Source organism: Stenotrophomonas sp. YJH_SMC_69, from assembly GCF_059370495.1.
Window position 1 is genome coordinate 42,989 of the sequence record NZ_JCAFTS010000001.1, and the last position, 19,519, is coordinate 62,507.

The 19,519-nt window shown below is 67.7% G+C and carries 19 protein-coding genes and 1 tRNA gene; 17 read left to right on the forward strand and 3 right to left on the reverse strand.

The annotated features are described in order from the left end of the window. Positions 1-55 precede the first annotated feature (55 nt). The 11 genes from AC5P8F_RS00195 (at position 56) to AC5P8F_RS00245 (ending at position 9,434) form a co-directional block, all read left to right on the forward strand. Entirely contained in the window at positions 56-838 is a 783-nt protein-coding gene (locus AC5P8F_RS00195; protein ID WP_046429200.1) for a BUD32 family EKC/KEOPS complex subunit, read from the forward strand. Between the two features lie 159 nt (positions 839-997). Continuing rightward, positions 998-1,942, forward strand: a complete 945-nt coding sequence (fabD, locus tag AC5P8F_RS00200; RefSeq protein WP_032958546.1) for an ACP S-malonyltransferase — start codon at positions 998-1,000, stop codon at positions 1,940-1,942. Positions 1,943-2,024: 82 nt separating this feature from the next. Continuing rightward, positions 2,025-2,768 carry a 3-oxoacyl-ACP reductase FabG gene (gene fabG, locus AC5P8F_RS00205; RefSeq protein WP_005408312.1) on the forward strand — a complete coding sequence of 248 codons (744 nt, stop codon included), beginning with the start codon at positions 2,025-2,027 and terminating at the stop codon, positions 2,766-2,768. Between the two features lie 152 nt (positions 2,769-2,920). Continuing rightward, positions 2,921-3,160, forward strand: coding sequence for an acyl carrier protein (acpP, locus tag AC5P8F_RS00210; RefSeq protein ID WP_005415509.1), 240 nt, complete (start codon positions 2,921-2,923; stop codon positions 3,158-3,160). A 143-nt stretch (positions 3,161-3,303) separates the two neighbouring features. Next, positions 3,304-4,566: a beta-ketoacyl-ACP synthase II gene (gene fabF, locus AC5P8F_RS00215; RefSeq protein ID WP_046429205.1), complete on the forward strand. Its 1,263-nt coding sequence runs from the start codon at positions 3,304-3,306 to the stop codon at positions 4,564-4,566. A 92-nt stretch (positions 4,567-4,658) separates the two neighbouring features. After that, the gene (locus AC5P8F_RS00220) at positions 4,659-6,023 is read left to right on the forward strand and encodes an aminodeoxychorismate synthase component I (RefSeq protein ID WP_495227519.1); all 1,365 of its coding nucleotides are present in this window, start codon (positions 4,659-4,661) and stop codon (positions 6,021-6,023) included. 192 nt (positions 6,024-6,215) lie between these two features. Continuing rightward, positions 6,216-7,277, forward strand: coding sequence for an endolytic transglycosylase MltG (mltG, locus tag AC5P8F_RS00225; protein ID WP_495227520.1), 1,062 nt, complete (start codon positions 6,216-6,218; stop codon positions 7,275-7,277). Continuing rightward, positions 7,274-7,939 (forward strand): dTMP kinase, encoded by a 666-nt coding sequence (gene tmk, locus AC5P8F_RS00230; RefSeq protein WP_329890386.1) that lies wholly within the window; start codon positions 7,274-7,276, stop codon positions 7,937-7,939. The genes mltG and tmk overlap by 4 nt, the downstream gene beginning before the upstream one ends. After that, a complete protein-coding gene (locus AC5P8F_RS00235) occupies positions 7,936-8,892 on the forward strand; it encodes a DNA polymerase III subunit delta' (protein ID WP_046429215.1) in 957 nt (318 codons plus the stop codon). The genes tmk and AC5P8F_RS00235 overlap by 4 nt, the downstream gene beginning before the upstream one ends. Further along, positions 8,889-9,242 (forward strand): PilZ domain-containing protein, encoded by a 354-nt coding sequence (locus tag AC5P8F_RS00240; protein WP_005412452.1) that lies wholly within the window; start codon positions 8,889-8,891, stop codon positions 9,240-9,242. Before AC5P8F_RS00235 ends, AC5P8F_RS00240 begins: the two co-directional genes overlap by 4 nt. A 117-nt stretch (positions 9,243-9,359) precedes the next feature. Then, a tRNA-Val gene (locus AC5P8F_RS00245) sits at positions 9,360-9,434 on the forward strand. Positions 9,435-9,519: 85 nt separating this feature from the next. Here AC5P8F_RS00245 and AC5P8F_RS00250 read toward each other — a convergent pair. Beyond that, positions 9,520-10,083 carry a hypothetical protein gene (locus AC5P8F_RS00250; RefSeq protein WP_111205523.1) on the reverse strand — a complete coding sequence of 188 codons (564 nt, stop codon included), beginning with the start codon at positions 10,081-10,083 and terminating at the stop codon, positions 9,520-9,522. 52 nt (positions 10,084-10,135) lie between these two features. Then, positions 10,136-10,543 carry a hypothetical protein gene (locus tag AC5P8F_RS00255; protein ID WP_111205524.1) on the reverse strand — a complete coding sequence of 136 codons (408 nt, stop codon included), beginning with the start codon at positions 10,541-10,543 and terminating at the stop codon, positions 10,136-10,138. A 566-nt stretch (positions 10,544-11,109) separates the two neighbouring features. Here AC5P8F_RS00255 and AC5P8F_RS00260 point away from each other — a divergent pair. Continuing rightward, on the forward strand, positions 11,110-11,490 hold the full coding sequence (locus AC5P8F_RS00260; RefSeq protein ID WP_074726395.1) for a tautomerase family protein: 381 nt from the start codon (positions 11,110-11,112) through the stop codon (positions 11,488-11,490). 46 nt (positions 11,491-11,536) lie between these two features. Here the strand turns inward: AC5P8F_RS00260 and AC5P8F_RS00265 are convergent, their stop codons facing one another. After that, entirely contained in the window at positions 11,537-12,112 is a 576-nt protein-coding gene (locus AC5P8F_RS00265; protein ID WP_111205525.1) for a hypothetical protein, read from the reverse strand. A gap of 241 nt (positions 12,113-12,353) precedes the next feature. Here AC5P8F_RS00265 and AC5P8F_RS00270 point away from each other — a divergent pair, with 241 nt between their 5' ends. The 5 genes from AC5P8F_RS00270 (at position 12,354) to AC5P8F_RS00290 (ending at position 19,508) form a co-directional block, all read left to right on the forward strand. Next, positions 12,354-12,749 (forward strand): DUF2946 family protein, encoded by a 396-nt coding sequence (locus AC5P8F_RS00270; protein WP_057495159.1) that lies wholly within the window; start codon positions 12,354-12,356, stop codon positions 12,747-12,749. A gap of 129 nt (positions 12,750-12,878) precedes the next feature. Next, a complete protein-coding gene (locus tag AC5P8F_RS00275) occupies positions 12,879-15,017 on the forward strand; it encodes a TonB-dependent receptor (RefSeq protein ID WP_495227521.1) in 2,139 nt (712 codons plus the stop codon). An 11-nt stretch (positions 15,018-15,028) separates the two neighbouring features. Further along, complete coding sequence (locus AC5P8F_RS00280) at positions 15,029-16,543, forward strand: PepSY domain-containing protein (RefSeq protein WP_495227522.1); 1,515 nt, start codon at positions 15,029-15,031, stop codon at positions 16,541-16,543. Between the two features lie 104 nt (positions 16,544-16,647). Continuing rightward, the gene (locus AC5P8F_RS00285) at positions 16,648-17,985 is read left to right on the forward strand and encodes an SWIM zinc finger family protein (protein WP_495227523.1); all 1,338 of its coding nucleotides are present in this window, start codon (positions 16,648-16,650) and stop codon (positions 17,983-17,985) included. Then, positions 17,982-19,508, forward strand: coding sequence for a DUF5691 domain-containing protein (locus AC5P8F_RS00290; RefSeq protein WP_495227524.1), 1,527 nt, complete (start codon positions 17,982-17,984; stop codon positions 19,506-19,508). The genes AC5P8F_RS00285 and AC5P8F_RS00290 overlap by 4 nt, the downstream gene beginning before the upstream one ends. Positions 19,509-19,519 lie beyond the last annotated feature (11 nt).

The window sequence follows — 19,519 nt, forward strand, 5'->3', positions numbered from 1 at the left end:
AAGTCTTGTCGTTACGGCCCCTCCGGGGCCGTAACGCGTTTAAGGAGGACCTGTCATGGTTGAGCCCATCGTCATCGAAGGGCAACGTGCCTGGCTGAAGCAGTACGGCAAGGGAAGCCGGGCAATGGCCCTGGGCCTGCTCAATTTTGTTGCGCGCCGTTTCCATCTGGATGCGCTGCGCCCGCCGCCGCACCGCGGTGGCGACGCCGCACGCGAAACCGAGGCCCGCCGCCTCGCGGAACTGCAGGCGCAGGGTGTGAACGTGCCGGACGTACTGGGCACCGGTCATGCCGCGCTGGTGATCGGCGACAACGGCAGCTCGTTCAACACCTGCCTGCGCGAAGCCGACGAAGCCGGTCGCGATCAGCTGGTGATGGCGGCGATGCTGGCCATTGCTGAAGCTCATGCCCGCGGCGCCTATTTCGGGCAGCCATTGCCGCGCAACCTCACATGGGATGGCGAGAAGGTCGGCTTCATCGATTTCGAGGAAGATCCGCTGGAAGTGATGGATCTGTCCGAAGCGCAGGCCCGCGACTGGCTGATGTTCGGCTACGGCGTGGCCAAGTACTACGCCGACCGCCCCGGGCACCTGCAGGCGATGATGGCCGAGGCGATGGGTGACGTTCAGGCACCGGTGCGCGAGCACGTGCATGCGGTCAGCGGCCGCCTGCGCAGCCTGGCCCGGGTCTGCATGAAGCTGGGCCGTTCGGCGCGCGCGCTGGCCCATTCCATCTTCATCGCCCACGGCGCCAGCACCGCCGGCGTGTTGATGCTGGTGGGCCTGTGCGTGGATTTCCTCGCCGACGGCGACCTGGACGTCCTGCAGCTGTTCTGCTGAGGCTGATAGGGGTCAGATCCCTTTTCCGCAGGAAAAGGGATCTGACCCCGTTGCGCTTGCCCGGCCATTCACCATACGCGTGCATACGCGCACGTACAGACGACACGGCATGTTCCCCCTTATCATGGCCCGCTTCGATTGCAACAAGCGGATGACCGCGTGACCGTATCCACCCTCGCTTTTGTCTTCCCCGGCCAGGGCTCGCAGTCTGTGGGCATGGTGGCCGAGCTGGCCGAACTGCACCCACAGGTGCGTGAAGCCTTCACCGAGGCATCCGATGGTGCCGGCGTCGACCTGTGGGCGCTGTCCCAGGGCGGCCCGGAGGAAATGCTCAACCGTACCGAATACACCCAGCCGGCCCTGCTGGCCGCGAGCATCGGCGTGTGGCGCGCCTGGAACGCCGTGGGCGGTCCGCGCCCGTCGGTATTGGCCGGCCACAGCCTGGGCGAGTACACCGCCCTGGTTGCCGCAGGCGCACTGAGCCTGCATGACGGTGCGCACCTGGTGCGCCTGCGCGGCCAGCTGATGCAGGAAGCCGCACCGGCCGGTGTCGGCGCCATGGCCGCCGTGCTCGGCGCTGAAGACCAGCTGGTGCTGGACGTCTGCGCCGAAGCGGCAGGCAGCCAGGTGGTGGTGCCGGCCAACTTCAATTCGCCGGGCCAGATCGTGATCGGTGGCGACGCCGACGCGGTCGACCGTGCGCTGGCGCTGCTGGCCGAGAAGGGCGTGCGCAAGGCGGTCAAGCTGGCCGTCAGCGTGCCCTCGCACACCCCGCTCATGCGCGAAGCCGCCAACCGCCTGGCCGAAGTGATGGCCGGCCTGTCCTGGCACGCGCCGCAGCTGCCGGTGGTGCAGAACGTCGACGCCCAGGTGCACAGCGGCATCGACGCGATCCGCACCGCGCTGGTCCAGCAGCTGTACCAGCCGGTACAGTGGACCGGGTGCGTGCAGGCGCTGGCTGCCCGTGGCGTCACCCGGATCGCCGAGTGCGGCCCGGGCAAGGTGCTGACTGGCCTGGTCAAGCGCATCGACAAGGCCATCGACGGCCGTTCGCTGGCCACGCCGGGCGACTTCGAAGCCGCCCGCGAGGCATGGTCGGCCTGATCCCCCCTGTTCCTGCCGACCGTACCGGTGGCCGCGGCAAGCGGCACGGGTGCGGCGGTCGCCCCAGCCTGAGGAAAACATCATGAGCAAGCCCCTGCAGGGTGAAATCGCACTGGTCACCGGCGCCAGCCGTGGCATCGGTGCCGCCATCGCCGATCTGCTGGCCGCCCAGGGCGCCACCGTCATCGGTACCGCCACCACTGAATCCGGCGCTGCCGCGATCGGCGAACGCCTGGCCGCCCACGGTGGTCACGGCCGCGCGCTGAACGTCACCGATGCCGCCGCGCTGGACAGCGTGCTCGATGGCATCGCCAAGGAATTCGGCCCGATCTCGATCCTGGTCAACAATGCCGGCATCACCCGCGACAACCTGCTCATGCGCATGAAGGACGAGGACTGGGCGTCGATCATCGACACCAACCTGACCAGCGTGTTCCGCACCAGCAAGGCGGTGATGCGCGGCATGATGAAGGCGCGCAAGGGCCGCATCATCAACATCGCATCGGTGGTGGGCGTGACCGGCAATGCCGGCCAGGCCAACTACGCCGCGGCCAAGGCGGGCATCATCGGCTTCAGCAAGTCGCTGGCCAAGGAAATCGGTTCGCGCGGCGTCACCGTCAATGTTGTCGCACCTGGCTTCATCGACACCGACATGACCAAGGCGTTGCCGGAAGAAGCGCGCACCGCGCTGATCAACGACATCGCCCTCGAACGCCTGGGGTCGCCGGAAGACATCGCCCATGCGGTGGCCTTCCTGGCCAGCCCGGCTGCCGGTTACATCACCGGCGAAACCCTCCATGTGAACGGCGGCATGTACATGCCGTAAGCAAGGGGCGCAGGGATTGCGCCGCAAGTGGTTGATCTGCGGAGGTTTTTGCTGCAATGCATGGCCGCGCCGGTTTCCACTACACTATCCCACGGCCATCGCCTTTGATGGCGACCACTTTTGAACCACAACTCCATCTGGAGCGAGATCCCATGAGCACCATCGAAGAACGCGTCAAGAAAATCGTCGTCGAACAGCTTGGCGTCAAGGAAGAAGAAGTCACCAACAGCGCATCGTTCGTCGATGACCTGGGCGCTGACTCGCTGGACACCGTCGAGCTGGTGATGGCCCTGGAAGAAGAATTCGAGTGCGAGATCCCGGACGAAGAAGCCGAGAAGATCAGCACCGTGCAGGCCGCCATCGACTACATCAAGGCCCACGTCAAGGCCTGATGTCAGACGGCAGTGCGCGCGCGGGCCCACGCTCGCCGCGCACCGCACCCCATGGGGCCGCAGTTGCGGCCCCGTGTGTTTGAGCATCACACCGAAGCAAACCGAGTTGCCCGTTGAAATCAGCCGGGTCAGGAGAATCAGCAATGAAGCGTCGCGTCGTCGTAACCGGCCTGGGTATCGTCTCGCCGTTGGGCAATGATCTGGCCAGCAGCTGGGAAGGCATCACCCACGGTCGTTCGGGCATCGGTCCGCTGACCAACGTTGCGGATGCCTATCTGGATCGGTTCACCACCAAGATTGCCGGTGAGGTCAAGGGATTCGACATCACCGCCGACAATGAACTGTTCGGCAAGTTCCGGGTCAGCGGCAAGGATGCCAAGAAGATGGACCCGTTCATCCATTACGGCCTCGGTGCCTCGTTCATGGCCCTGCACGACTCGGGCCTGGAGATCACCGACGCCAATGCCGAGCGCATCGGCGCCATCGTCGGCGCCGGCATCGGCGGCCTGCTCGGCATCGAAGAGCAGACCATCGAGTTCCACGAGGGCAAGAAGATCTCGCCCTTCTACGTGCCCAAGACCATCATCAACATGCTGCCGGGCCAGCTGAGCATCATCACCGGCCTGAAGGGCCCGTCGTTCTCGGCGGTGTCGGCCTGCGCGACCTCGAACCATTCGATCGGTACCGCGATGCGCATGATCCAGTACGGCGACGCCGACGTGATGGTGGTTGGCGGTGCCGAACGTGGCTCGTCGCCGACCGCACTGGGTGGCTTCTGCGCGATGAAGGCCATGAGTACCCGCAACGACGCCCCGGAACAGGCCTCCCGCCCATGGGACAAGGACCGTGACGGCTTCGTGCTGGGCGACGGCGCCGGCATCCTGATCCTGGAAGAGTACGAGCACGCCAAGGCGCGTGGCGCGAAGATCTACTGTGAACTGGCCGGCTTCGGCGCCAGCTCCGACGCGTACCACATGACCGCACCGAGCGAGAACGGCGAAGGCGCCGCGCGCTGCATGGCCATGGCCATGAAGGACGCGGGCGTGACCCCGGAACAGGTGGGCTACCTCAACGCGCACGGTACCTCCACGCCGCTGGGCGACCTGGGCGAGACCATGGCGATGAAGACCGCCTTCGGCGACCACGCCTACAAGATGATGGTCAGCTCCACCAAGTCGATGACCGGCCACCTGCTGGGTGCTGCCGGCGGCGTGGAAGCGATCTTCTCGGTGATGGCACTGCAGGACAACGTCATCCCGCCGACCATCAACCTGCAGCAGCCGGGCGAAGGCTGCGACCTGGACTACGTGCCCAACGAAGCACGCCAGGCCAAGGTCGACGTGGTGATGTCCAATGGCTTCGGCTTCGGCGGCACCAACGGCACGCTGGTCTTCAAGCGCGTCTGACCGAGTTGTAGCGTCGGGCCATGCTCGACGCCGCGTTCTACGGAGCCGCCGCAAGGCGGCTTCCGTGCATCTGAACCCCAGAACTGGCTGCCATGACCCACGCACCGCTGATCCACCCGCTGCCGCACCCGATCGATCTGCTGGCCCTGCAGCAGCATGACCCGGCGCGCTTTCCGCTGCTGATGGAATCCACTGCCTCGGGCACCGCGCAGGGCCGCTGGAGCCTGCTGCTGGCCGCGCAGGGCGATGGCCTGCGACTGGATGCGGATGGCCAGGTGCGCGACCAGCACGACGCGGTGCACGCCGGCAGCTTCCTGCAGGTGCTGGACCGTGCCTGGCAGCGCGAACGCCTGCCGCATGACGGCAGCCACAGCCTGCCGTTCCGCGGCGGCTGGGCGTTGATGCTCGATTACGAAGTGGCCAGCCAGATCGAACCGGTGCTGCCGGCGCGTGCGCGCGAGGACGGCCGCCCGACCGCGCTGGCGCTGCGCTGCCCGGCCGCGGTGCTGCATGACCATCACAACGGCGCCAGCTTCGTCATCGCCGAGGCCGGCGAGCAGGCGTTGCTGGATGCGCTGGTGGCACTGGCCTCGGCCGCGCTGCCCGAGGCCGGGCAGGGCTGGCAGCCGCCGCAGGCGGTGGGCGAGGATGCGCCGCAGCGCTTCACCGACGGCGTGCGTCGGGTGATCGAGTACCTGCGTGCCGGCGACGTGTTCCAGGTGAACCTGTCGCGGCGCTGGAGCGCGCAGTTCGCTGCGCCGGTCAGCCCGCAGGCGCTGTACGCGCAGCTGCGCCGTGCCAATCCGGCACCGTTCGCCGGCCTGTTCAGCGCCCACGGCCGCCATGTGGTCAGTTCCTCGCCGGAGCGGCTGGTGTCGGTGCATGCCGGCCACGCGCAGACCCGTCCGATTGCCGGTACGCGTCCGCGCTTCGAGGGGGACGATGATGCCGCACGCATCCAGGAGCTGGTCGGCCACCCCAAGGAGCGCGCCGAGCACGTGATGCTGATCGACCTGGAGCGCAACGACCTGGGCCGCATCTGCATGCCCGGTACCGTGGTGGTCGACGAGCTGATGACCGTGGAGAGCTACGCGCACGTGCACCACATCGTCAGCAACGTCAGCGGCCACCTGCGCCCGGAGGTCACCCCCGGCGAGGTGATCGCCGCCACGTTCCCGGGCGGCACCATCACCGGCTGCCCCAAGGTGCGCTGCATGCAGATCATCAGCGAGCTGGAGCAGGTGCCGCGTGGTGCCTACACCGGCGCGTTCGGCTGGCTGAACCGCGATGGCGACCTGGACCTGAACATCCTGATCCGCACCGCCGAAGTGGATGGCCACCAGGTCAGCTTCCGCACCGGCGCCGGCATCGTGGTCGATTCGGACCCGGACAGGGAACTGGACGAGACCCGCGCCAAGGCCCGCGGCCTGCTGCGCGCGCTCGGCCAGCAGGGCTGATCCGGTCGGGGTCGGATCCCTTGCGCACCGCGCGAGGGCTCTGACCCCCGCAGTCATGCCGCCGGGCGTTCATCCACGCATGGCGTGGATCTACTGATCGACCGTTGGTCGGCACGCAGGCGCCACCCCGGTCATGACCCCAATCCATCGGCACGGTATCCTGCACGACGGAATCGAGTTCAGAGGTAGTCCATGGCGCGAGCCAAGCGCGGGTGTCTGTTCGTGGTAACGCTGGTGGTGGTGCTGGCCGCCGTCGTGGCCGGCGCGGGCGCGTGGTTCTTCTACCAGCAGACCCGCTTCGCCGACGCCCCGATCACCCCGACCGCCGAGAGCGTGGTCATCGCCAGCGGCGATGGCATGAACAGCGTGCTGCGCAAGCTGCGCGATGCCGGCGTGGACGAGGGCCAGGACACCCAGTGGCAACTGCTGGCGCGCCAGCTCGATGCGGCCGGCAAGCTGAAGGTGGGCGAGTACGCGCTCAGTGGCGAGCTGACCCCGCGCGAGCTGTTGCTGCGCATGCGCGCCGGCAAGGTGCTGCAGCACCGCGTCACCATTGTCGAGGGCTGGAACATCCGCCAGCTGCGTGCCGCACTCAAGCGCGCCGAGCCGCTGCTGCACACCACCGATACCCTGGATGACGCCGCGTTGATGCAGCGCCTTGGCTTCGGTGGCCAGCACCCGGAAGGCCGCTTCCTGCCGGAGACCTACGTTTACCAGCGTGGCGACAGTGATCTGGACGTGCTCAAGCGCGCCCACGCCGCAATGGAAAAGGCGCTGGACGAAGCCTGGGAAAGCCGCGCGCCGGACCTGCCGATCAACACGCCCTACGAACTGCTGACGCTGGCGTCGATCATCGAGAAGGAAACCGCGCTGGCCAGCGAGCGCCCGCAGATCGCCGGCGTGTTCATGCGCCGCCTGAAGATCGGCATGCGCCTGCAGACCGACCCGACCGTGATCTACGGCATCGGTGCCGCGTATGACGGCAACATCCGCCGCCGCGACCTGACCACCGATACGCCGTACAACACCTATACCCGTGCCGGCCTGACCCCGACCCCGATCGCCATGCCCAGTCGCGACGCGCTGATGGCCGCGGCGCAGCCGGCCGCCGGTGATGCGCTGTACTTCGTCGCCGCGGGCGACGGCAGCGGCGCGCACGTGTTCTCGCCCAGCCTGGACCAGCACAACGCCGCCGTAGCCCGCTACCTGCAGCAGCTGCGCCAGCAACGTACCCAGGAGACCCCGGCGCAATGAGTCCCGCGCTGCTTCGCCACCCGCGTTTCGTCAGCCTGGAAGGCGGCGAGGGCGCAGGCAAGACCACCGCCATCAATGCCATCCGTGACTGCCTGCGACGCCACGGCCACGAGGTGGTACTGACCCGCGAGCCGGGCGGTACGCCGCTGGCCGAGCGCATCCGCGGCCTGGTGCTGAAGCCCGATGCCGAGATCGCCGCCGAACCGCTCAGCGCCGAAGCCGAGCTGCTGCTGGTATTCGCCGCGCGCGCGCAGCATGTGCGCCAGGTGATCCGGCCGGCGCTGCAGCGCGGCGCCTACGTGCTGAGCGATCGCTTCACCGATTCCAGCTACGCCTACCAGGGCGGTGGCCGCGGGCTTGACCCGCAGTGGATTGCCGACCTGGAGCGCCGCGCGGTCGGCCTGCTGCCGGGCCTGACCCTGCTGCTGGATGTGGACGTAGCGGTCGGTCGCGCACGCGCCAATGGCCGCGACCTGTGGCCGGACCGCATCGAGAGCGAGCAGGACGATTTCTTCCAGCGCGTGCGCGCCGTGTTCCGCAGCCGCGCACAGCAGGACCCGCAGCGCTTCGCGCTGATCGACGCCGGCCAGGTGCAGGAACGCGTGGCCGCCGATGTGGTCGCACGTATCGAGCGTTGGCTGCAGGACGGGGAGGGCGCATGAGCACGTTTTCGCCGTGGCAGCAGCGCGCGTTCGACCAGACCGTGGCTGCGCTCGACGCCGGTCGCCTCGGTCATGGCCTGCTGATCTGCGGCCCGGCCGGGCTGGGCAAGCGCGAGGTCGCGCTGGCGCTGGCCGACCACGTGCTGGCGCAGGGTGATGCAACGCACGCCACGCGTACGCGCCAGCTGATCGCCGCCGGCACCCATCCGGACCTGCAGCTGGTCAGCTTCATTCCGAACAAGAGCGGCGACAAGCTGCGTACCGAGATCGTCATCGAGCAGGTGCGCGAGATCACCGACAAGCTGGCGCTGACCCCGCAGTACGGCGTGGCGCAGGTGGTGATCGTCGATCCGGCCGATGCGATCAACCGCTCGGCGGCCAATGCGCTGCTGAAGACCCTGGAAGAGCCGCAGCCCGGCCGCTACCTGTGGCTGATCAGCAGCGACCCGGCACGCCTGCCGCAGACCATCCGCAGCCGTTGCCAGCGACTGGAATTCAAGCTGCCGCCGCAGCACGAAGCACTGGCCTGGCTGCAGCAGCTGGGCCACAGTGAAGCATCGGCGCGCGAAGCGCTGGAGGCCGCCCGCGGCCATCCCGGCCAGGCCGACAACTGGCTGCGCGAAGACGGCCTGAGCCTGCGCCGCGAAGTTGGTCGAGATCTGGAACAGCTGGCCGCCGGCAAGACCGGCGCGGTGGAGCTGGCGCAGAAGTGGTGTGGTGATGACAACGCGGCGCTGCGCCTGCGCTTCGCTGCCGACCTGGCGCTGGCCCAGGCCAGCACCGATGCCTTGACCACGCCGGAGCGATTGCACAAGCTTGCAGCCTGGTTCGATGCGGCCAACCGCACCCGCGACCTGCTGCGCACCACGGTGCGTGCAGACCTTGCGGTGGTCGAGTTGCTGCTGGCCTGGAACAAGGTGAACGAGCGGCCTGCCGCAAGGGGAAATCGATGAGTGCCAGCAACGCCCGCCAGGGCATCCTGTCCCTGGCTGTGAAGGACAAAGCCGCGCTGTACAGCGCGTACATGCCGTTCGTGAAGAATGGCGGCATCTTCGTGCCCACGCCCAAGCGCTACTTCCTGGGCGACGAGGTGTTCCTGCTGCTGACGCTGCCCGATTCCAGCGAGCGCCTGCCGGTGGCTGGCAAGGTGATCTGGGTGACCCCGGCCGGCGCGCAGGGCAACCGTACCGCCGGCATCGGCGTGCAGCTGGCCGACGGTGCTGAAGGCGAGGGCGTACGCCACAAGATCGAGACCCTGCTGGCCGGGCTGACCGGTTCGGACAAACCGACCCATACGATGTGATTCCGGTAGCGTCGGGTCATGCCCGGCTGCGTGCCCCGAAATGCCCGTGAACACGACTGTGAAAAACTGTTGACGGCCTCTGAAAAGCCCCTATAATGAGCGGCTCAGCAACACACCGGGCGGTTAGCTCAGCGGTAGAGCATTGCCTTCACACGGCAAGGGTCACAGGTTCGATCCCTGTACCGCCCACCATGTTGCAGAACGAAAAAAGCCTCCAGCAATGGGGGCTTTTTTGTTGCCTGCGATCCAGCAGGATCAGCCGGAAGCGCACACCCTTTCAGCCGTGCCGCTCCAGCAGCTCGCGCGCGATCATCGCCGTAGCATCCAGCAGGTCGTGGCCGCTGCCGGCCTGCACCACCACCGCCAGCAGAGTCCGGCCCACCTCGGCATTGCCGCTGGTCAGCTCCATCTCTGCTTCAAAGCACAGATCGGCCAACCATTCGTTGGCCTGTTGCAGCCCGCGCTTGCGGACGCGGCGGAACTCCGCGAGCAGCTTCGCCTGGCCGGCCTCCTGCTCGCCATCGGCCAGCAGGCCGATGGCACCGCCGTGCGCCGCGCGCCAGATGGCCGGTAGCGGGCGACCGTTCGCGTCCACCACGTCCGCCGAGAACTGCGCGCAGTACATTTCGTAGCGCTTGCCCGCTGTGCTGCGGGGCACGATGCCGGCTTCGGCGAGCAGGCGTTCGGCTTCATCCAGTGTGCTGAACTTCAAGCGCAGCAGTGCAGGGCGGCTCAGCTGTTGCGCCAGCGCGTGTTGGTTGGCCGCGAACCAGACGTTCCAGCCCACGGTTGCGCGGCCTTCCAGTGCGGCCTTGAAGTACTCCAGGTGTTCGGCGTCCATTGCGGTCTCCTGCGCTCCCTGCGCGATTGTAGCGGCAGCACATCCGGGCCGGTCAGGCATCGCCGCTGAAGAGGCAATGATGCGCCTCGCGCACCAGCTGTCGTGCGGCCACGATCAGTCCGTCGATATGGAAGGCGCCCAACTGTTCGTCCGGGCCGCCTTCGTTGCGCGCATGATCGGCGGCCTGCAGCAGATCGAGCAATGCGCCGAGCCCGGATAGCGAGCGGCGCAACGAAGCGTGATTGCTGGCGCCGAGGGTGAGGCTGATGCATGGCTGTCCGTCATCGCCGTCAGCATGGTTGATCGCATTGAGACGGGCGAAGAAAGTGGGCAGCTGCGCGGGCAAATTCTGTGCGTTCAGGGCGCACTCGATCTCGCGTGCGAGGTCTTCCGGCACATCGGTTGCGACGTCGCCGATCAGGGTGTGCAGGCGGGGATGGACGGCGGTGCGGTTGGTCATGGCGAAACCCTCACTGGCGTAGGGCCACCTTCAGGAGTGAAGGTGGCGGACGGTGCGGGTTGGCGTACCAAGGCAAACAAGCTTCAGGGGAGAAGAATGCCTGGCGGATCTGGCGATCCCCACGCACCGGCCGCCATTGAAGGCAGTCGGTGCATTCTCTCTGCTGCGATTGTTCCTGCAGCCCCTAAATCTTGTTTGTTTATTCGAGACGCCAATCCCGGCCAAGGCGTCTTGCCTCGGCGCGGCGATCTTCAAGCCGGGCAATCACATCGGTCTGTAAGGAAAATTCTCAACTGTCCCTAGGCAGGCCAGATGTTTCCCAATGTGTGCAGTCCAGCACCCGCGAGTAGTGCGGCCCATCACTGATGGCGCACATCGCCGCACCTGCCGACCGTGCACGAGACGACTCCACAGCGGAGCCACCACGGCAATCGCGTCACCCCGCGCGGCGGAGGCGGGACCATGCCACGCATGGAGCCAGAGGGTTCCATCCCTGTGCTGTCCCACCGCCTTGGGCAGGCGTAGTCTCAGCCCATTGCCGTGCCCATCCACCCCGGAGTACCACCATGCCGCTCGCCCGCATCGATCTTCGCAAAGGTAAATCCGCCGACTACCTGCAACGCGTCGGCGAAACCATCTACCAGGCCATGCGCGCGGTGGGCGTGCCGGAAAACGACCGTTTCCAGATCTTCCAGGAACACGCGCCCGGCACGCTGATCTACGACCCCGGCTACCTGGGCGTGGACCGTACCGATGACTTCATCTGCATCCAGATCACCTGGAACGAAGGGCGCACGCTGGAGCAGAAGAAGGCGTTGTACCTGGGCATCGCCGACGGCCTGCATGCGGCGGTGGGCATCCGCCGCGAAGACGTGTTCATCAATCTGGTGGAAGTGAAGAAGGAGAACTGGTCGTTCGGGAACGGTCAGGCGCAGTACGTGAGTTGATGCGGGTGCGCTGCGCTGTTTCTTTAGGGCGTGCCAAGGCGCTGTGCTACTTGGCGAGCGGACGGGATTCGTGAATCAGCATCCTGGCGCTTGCGCCACGAAGCGGTGCGATGTCTTCAACCGTGCTGATCTGGACGCGGTAGCGACGTCGCGCCTGCAACGGCAGCAGCGCGACATGGAGTCGATAGGCCCCGTCGCTGCCTCGTTGGGTCTGAGCGTAGTTCAGTCCCGCATCGCGGTGCCAGTCTGGCAGTGGCTGGCCAGATTGCGACTGTGCGATCTGGTAGGCGTCGGGGCTTGCCAGCGACTGCCACGTGCCGCCGGACCATTGCTGAAGTCCGACGCGTAAAGGAATGTGCAGGTCGCGCGGAGAAGCAGCATCTGGCGATGGGGAGAGGTGCTGCAGATCCAGCTCCACCGCATATGTAAGGTAGCTGGCAAAATTGCGCGCCGTGGTTTCGAACTCGAACTGCACCTGCTGGCCGGGCGTGTCCACGGCGATGGGCTGTGAGAGTTCCAGCGGCTCTGGCGGTGGGGGCGGCCCCTTGTCGGCGCAGGCGGCAAGCAGCGCGGTCAGGCCGAGCAGGCTGATGCGCAGCCGGTGTGTGATTCGGGTGGTCATGCCGATCCCTCTGGCTCCTTGCCGTGGCCATCTGAACCCTAACGTTGGCGAGGCGGGGCCTGCAAGCGCAGGGACCGCGGTGCGTTGCATTCACATGTCGCCGCTGGAGGCGAACCCCTGCGTCACCGTGTCGCAGGGGCCAAACCCTGAACGGGGTCCAAGGTTGGCCATGGCCCCGTAGAATGGCGGCGTGCGCCGTTCTGCTCTCCACCGCCGGTTCCAGGCCCTGGCATGGCTTGCCATGCTGCTGGTGCTGCTCGCCCCGCTGGTAAGCCGCTGGCTGGCGCATGGTCACGTGGCTGCCGCTGCGCCGGTGGCAGCCATGGACCATGCGATGCACGCAGAGCATGCACAGCACGCGATGGAAGGGCACCACGACCATCACGCGATGGCGATGCCGCACGGCGGGGCCACGAAGAAGCCGCCCGCCGATCCACATGCCGATCATGAGATGGGCGTGGACTGCGATTACTGCCTGATCGCTGCACGGCTGATCACCCTGCTGGTGGCGGCCGTGCTGCTGTTGGCGCCGATGGCACCGGTGTGCCGCGCACTGCGCGGCGCGGTGCGGGCGTTGCCGCAACGGATCAGCGGCACATTGGGCGCGCGTGGGCCGCCGGCCTTGATGGCCGCCTGAGCCGCACGCGCGCTGCATTGAACGTTCTTCCATGAGGTTGCCGGCCACGGCCGGTGCCCGCACGCGCGTGTCTGTCCCTTTCTGATTGCTGCCCTGCCATTGCGGGGTGGCCTTGCATGCCGTGAAAAAATGAAAACGAACCCCAACTCCGCGCGCCTGCGCCGGGCGACGCTGCCTGTCCTGTGCGCGTTGCTCCTGCACACCACCCCCGTACTTGCCGCTGACGCGGCCCCACCGACCACGCTGGATACCGTGCGGGTGGTCGATACCCGCAGCGGTGAACTGTCGTCCACCGCCAGCGCGGGCTCTGCGTTGGGCCTGAGCGTGTTGCAGACACCGGCCAGCCTGACGGTAATTTCGCGCGAGCAGCTGGAGCAGCGCGGCGACAGCAACCTCAACGATGCGATCAGCCGGGCGGGTGCGATCAGTGCCATGCCGCATCCGGGCAATGGCCTGAGTGCGCTGTCCAGCCGCGGCTTCACCGACGGTGCCTCGGTGATGCGGCTGTACGATGGGCTGCGCCAGTACGGCGGCGTGGGCATCACGTTCCCGTTCGATACCTGGTCGATCGAGCGCATCGAAGTGCTGCGCGGCCCGGCCTCGGTGATCCATGGCGACGGGGCGATCGGCGGCGTGATCAACATCGTGCCGAAGAAGCCCACGCGCGGCGCCATCGAGAACCAGATCAGCATGACCGTGGGCAGCGAGGACACCGCGCGGCTGGGCTTCGGCAGTGGTGGCGCGCTGACGCCTGAGCTGGCCTATCGGGTTGATGTGAGCGGCAACTACAGCGGTGGCTGGGTTGATCGTGGACGCAACAGCGACGCGACTTTCTCCGGTGCGTTGCTGTGGCAGCCACGTGCGGATCTGCAGCTGACGCTCACCCATGCGCAGGGCTACCAGCAACCGATGCGCTACTTCGGCACGCCGCTGGTCGAGGGCCGCCAGCTGGAGGCGCTGCGCCACCGCAACTACAACGTGGACGACAGCGAGATCCGCTTCCGCGACCGCTGGACCCAGCTCGATGCACTGTGGACACCGAACGCAAACGTGGAATGGCGCACGCGCGTCTACCAGATCGACAGCCAGCGCGATTGGCGCAATGCCGAGGCCTATGTCTACAACCGCGCTACCGGCCTGATCGATCGCTCTGGCAATACCGAGATCACCCACAACCAAGACCAGACCGGACTGACCTCGACGCTGCGCGTGCAGGGAATGGCGGGTGGCCTGCAGAACAGCTTCGCGGTGGGCCTGGACGCGAACCGCGCGCACTTCAAGCACACCAACAACACCTATGCCGGCAGCTCGGGCCCGGTCGATCCGTTCGATCCTGTCCCGGGCCAGTTCGCCAGCGACGCGCCGAACCTGCCGCGCTACCGCAACCTTGCCGAGCAGTACGCGCTGTTCGTGGAAGACCGGCTGGCGCTGAGCGAGCGCTGGTCGGTGCTGGGTGGCCTGCGCCACGACCGCGCGCGCATCGATCGTACCGATCTGATCAGTGGCCAGAATGCGTTCTCGAAGACCTACAGCAGCACAGGCTGGCGTGCGGGTACGGTACTCGCGCTGCAGCCGACGCTGAGCCTGTATGCGCAGTATTCGCAGGCGGCGGACCCGGTCAGTGGCCTGCTGATGATCAGCCCGGCCAACGGCGCCTTTGACCTGGCCAAGGGCCGGCAGATCGAGGTTGGCCTGAAGCAGGCCTTCGACGGTGGCGAGTGGACGCTGGCGGCATACCGCATCCGCAAGACCGGGCTGCTCAGCCGCGATCCGCTGGTGCCGGATCGCCGCGTGCAGGTGGGCGCGCAGACCTCGCGCGGTATTGAAGCGTCGTTGAACTGGAACTTCGCGCCGCGCTGGTCGCTCGATGCCAACGCGACGGTGCTGAAGGCCGAGTTCGAGGACTTCCTGGAAACCACGGGTTCGCCGGCGGTGCTGGTATCGCGCGACGGCAACGTGCCGCCGAACGTGGCCGAGCGCCTGGCCAGCGTGTGGCTGAGCTGGCAGTTCGCACCGGACTGGAGTGCGGCGGGTGGCGTGCGTTACGTCGGCAAGCGCTACGCCGATAATGCCAACACGCTGGAGTTGCCCGGTTACAGCACCACCGACCTCGCCCTGACCTGGCAGGCGGCACCGCGCACTCAGCTGTCCGCGCGGTTGTTCAACGTGTTCGACAAGGCGTACTACGCCACCGCGTACTACACCAGCACGCAGTGGCTGCTGGGTGCGGACCGGCGCGTCGAATTCACCGTCGACCATCGCTTCTGAGGGCGCTGGCGATGACGCTGCGATCCACCGCCAAGCGCTGGACCTACTTGGTGCATCGCTGGCTGGGCATCGGCGGATGCCTGCTGATGCTGCTGTGGTTCGTCAGCGGCATGGTGATGCTGTTCATTGGCTACCCGAAGCTGACGCCCGACGAGCGGCTGGCGGCGTTGCCGGTGCTGGATGAGGCCCGCGACCTGCAGGGGCTGTCGGTACTGCCTGCCGCCGTGCAGGCCGAGCCGGAGGCTGTGGCGTTGACCACGCTGCGTGGAGCGCCTGCCTATGTGGTGCGAAGTGGCAGCAACGTGGGCGCCTGGTCTGCCGTGACCGGCCAGGCGCTGCTGCCGGTGTCGGCACAGCGCGCCGAAGCATCCGCTGCGCAGTTCGCGGGCGGCCAGGCCTTCGTGGGTGCGATGCGCGTGAATGAGGATCGTTGGACGCATTCGCGTGCACTGGACGCGCATCGGCCGCTGTATCGGGTGGAGGTGGGCGGCGCGCAGCCGGGCGACCTGTATGTGTCCTCGCGTACCGGTGAAGTGGTGCTGGACGCCCCGCATGTGCAGCAGCGCTGGAACTATGTGGGCGCCTGGCTGCACTGGCTGTACTTCCTGCGCATGCAGTCGGTCGACCCGGTGTGGACGTGGGTGGTGATCGTGCTGTCCGCACTGTGCACGGTGGCGGCGATCAGCGGCATCGTGGTGGGCGTATGGCGCTGGCGTTTCCGTGGGCACTATCGTTCCGGTGCGAAGACGCCGTACGTGGAGTCGTGGATGCGCTGGCACCATCTGATCGGATTGTGTGCTGCGGCCTTCGTGTTCACCTGGATCTTCAGCGGGCTGATGTCGATGAATCCGCTGCAGGTGTTCAGCAGCCCGGCGGATGCGACGAATGCCGAGCGTTATCGCGGTGCGGTGGTGGCGCTGGATGATGCGCTGGCCCAGCCGCAGGCGTTGCTGGCCTCCGCGGCACGGGCGGGGTTTGCGCCGGTGGAGATCCAGTGGCGGCGTATCGATGGCCAGCTGTTTGCGGTGCTGCTGGACGGGCAGGGCGGTACGCGCATCGTCTCGCGCGTAGATGGGCAGCTGCAGCTTGCGAAGCAACTGCCGGTGGCGTGGCTGCAGCAGCGTGCACCGGTGTTGGGCACCGCACCGCTGCGTGCATTCACGATCCTGCATACACCGGATGCCTGGTTCTATCCCCGCGCGCCTGAGGCGATGAACGGTGCGGCGGTGCGGCGCTTCCCGGTGGCGGTGGCCGACTTCGGCGATGAACACGCCACGCGGGTGTACATCGATCTGGCCACCGGCGATCCGTTGCTGATCCTGGGCCATCGCGAACGCGTCGGCCGCTGGCTGTTCTACTTCCTGCACAGCTGGGACCTGCCGGGCATGCTACGGCAGGAGAACACGCGGCTGGGCGTGCTGTTGCTGCTGAGCGTCGCGGGTACGGGGCTGTGCGCGACTGGCGTGGTGATCGGCTACCGTCGCCTGCGGATGAAATTCGGCCGGCCGCGCCAGCGAAGGGGATGATGGCGGCCGGTCTCGCGTGGTGATACGCCCGTGCGTGATGATCGTTGCCACAGTCATTGTCATCCGCCTTCGCTATGATGGGTCGATCTGAAGTGGGTACGCATATGGAAGTACGACTCACGCGCGAGCAGGTACTCGCGCTTGCGCCGGATGCGGCGTCGGCCAAGGCCGGCGGCGGCCTGGCCATCGATGGCAAATGGGGCCTGCTGGGTGCCGATGACGAGGCGCTGTGGGGCGAATGCCAGGGCAGCGGTTCCAAGCCCTACCAGACCCAGGTGGACCTGGCCGCGCTGGTCAGCCGGTGTTCCTGCCCCAGCCGCAAATTTCCCTGCAAGCACGGGCTGGCCCTGCTGCTGTTGTATGCCGCCGGCAACCCGCGCTGCGTGCCACAGGCGCGACCGGCGTGGGTGGACGAATGGCTGAACGGACGCCGCGACCGCGCCGCGCGCAAGGAGGCTGCCGTGGAGGCGGCCGCTGTTGCGCCGCCCCCGGATGCGCAGGCGCAGGCCGCGGCTACCGCCAAGCGCGAGCAGGTGCGCTGGGGCCGCATCGAAGCCGGTGCAGCCGAGCTGCAGCGCTGGATTGCCGATCAGTTCCGCCATGGCCTGGCCAACCTGCCCGCCGATTTCCACGCGCAGGGCCAGACCATGGTCGCGCGCATGATTGATGCGCAGGCGCCGGGGCTGGCCAGCCAGCTGGAGGCTGCGCTGGGCGAGGGCATACCGGGCCTGGCTGGCCTGGGCGAACTGGGCGCGCGGCTGGGGCTGCTGCAGCTGCTGACCCAGGCCGTGGCACGCCGTGCGCAGTACGAACCGGCGCGACTGGCCGACCTGCGCGCCGCGCTGGGCTGGCCGGTAGACCGCGAGGCGGTGCAGCGCGATGGCGAGGCGGTGCACGACCGCTGGCACGTGCAGGGGCAATGGCTGCTGGAACAGCCGGGCAACCTGGTCGAGCGCCGCGTCTGGCTGCATGGGCTGGACAGCGGGCGCAGTGCGCTGGTGCAGGATTTCAGCCACGGCGGTCGCGGCTGGCAGGAACAATGGCGCACTGGCAGCGTGCATGCGGCGCGGCTGCATTTCCATGCCGGTAGTGTGCCGCTGCGTGCTTTGGTGAGCGAATTCGAAGCGGCCCGCGCTGAAACCACCACGCCCCGCACCGATACCTTCGACGCGGCCTCGCAGGCGTACGCGCGCAACCCCTGGTTGCCGCAGGTGCCGATGCGCCTGCAGGACGTCCACATCGCCCATGACGGCACGCAGTGCTGGCTGCAGCATGCCGAAGGCGCGCTGCCGCTGCAGCTGCCGGGCCTGCAGGCGTGGGCGTTGATGGCGTTTGCCGGTGGCCATCCGGTGTGCGTGATGGGTGAGTGGGACGGCCAGGTGCTGTTGCCACTGTCGGCATGGAATGCGCGCGACGAGCGCTGGGAAAGGAGTGCCGCATGAACCAGGCCTGGTTGAAGCCGGCGTTGCTGGGCATTGACCGCCCGCAGGTGATTGCCGTGGGTGGCGCGCTGGATGTGCTGCTGCAGGCGGTAGCCGATGCGGACGAACCGGCATTGGCCTACAGCCGCCAAGTGGGCGTGCTGGCCGCCTGCGAGCGCGCCGCCGTGCGCACGGCCGCAGCGGTGAGCGTGCCGCCACCAGTGGCGGATGACCCGCTGCAGCTGGCGGCCGACCACCCGTGGGTTGCGTTGCTGGCCACGGTGTTCCAGCCCGGCCAGTTCTCGCCTTGGGGCAAGCGGCTGCGGCTGCAGGCCTGCGCGCAGCTGGCCGCGCACGGCCGGCACCTGCCGGTGGCGGTGCTGCCACAGGCGCTGGAGGCAGGCGCGCGCCTGGCCGTGCTGCGCGAGGCGCTGCGTGCGGTGCTGGGGGTGCGCGGTTACTGGCTGGCGGCCTGCAATCCGGAGTGGCGCTATGCGTCTGCACCGCTGGAAGCGCAGGCCAGCGCGGAGGAGGTCGAGCAGGTCTGGAACGAGGGCAGCAGCGAGGCACGCCTGGCCGTGTTCCAGCAGCAGCGCCTGGAGGATGTAGCGGCGGCGCGTACGCGGTTGCAGGACAGCCTGAAGGAACTGCCCGCACGCGAGCGTGCCGCGTTCGTGGCCGCGCTGCAGGCGGGCCTGGGCGCGGACGATGCGCCGCTGTTGCAGGCCTTGTTGAAGGACCGCAGCCGCGAGGTGCGCGCGCTGGCCGGGCCGATGCTGGCGCGACTGCCCGACTCGGCGCACGCGGCATACCTGCAGGCGCAGATGGCGGCGTTGCTGCAGCAGTCGCGCAGCGGCCTGCTGCGTCGCCTGGCGTGGACGCTGGAGGCGCCGGCCACGCTTGACCCGGGCTGGGCCGAAGCGGCGATCGACGGCAAGCGGCCCAACGGCGAAGTGCTGGGCGAGCGGGCCTGGTGGCTGTACCAGCTGGCGCGCCAGCTGCCGCTGGCCTGGTGGTGCCGCACGCTGGAAAAGCCGGCCGCCGAGGTCGTGGCCTGGGCGCGCGAGGGCGACTGGTACCAGGCGTTGCTGCGCGCGTGGCTGGAGCGCGTGGATGCCAGCGAACCGGAGTGGGTGGAAGCGCTGGTCGCGCTGAAGGAAACCCATGCGCGCAAGAGCGAGCTGCTGGCGTTGCTGCCTGCGGCGCAGCGCGAGCGGTACTGGCCGGCCAAGCTGCAGGACCTGATCGCACAGGGCGTGCTCGATGATGTGCTGGACAGCACCGGCGCGGCACAGTCGTTGAGTGCGGCCTATTCGCAGGCGCTGGCCCCCAGCGTGGGCGCACTGTTCGGCGATGAACGCCTGCGCTACGACTACCTGCTGCGCGACCGCCTGCTGGAACTGCTGGCGGTGCTGCATCCGTCCACGCTGGCCGGCGTGCAGATCGCCGAGCCGCCGGCCACGGCCACCGACGCGATGCTGCACTGCGCGCAACAGGCGCGTGCGCTGCTGGCCCTGCGCCAGGCCCTGTATTCCCCCTTCTGATCGAACCCCTT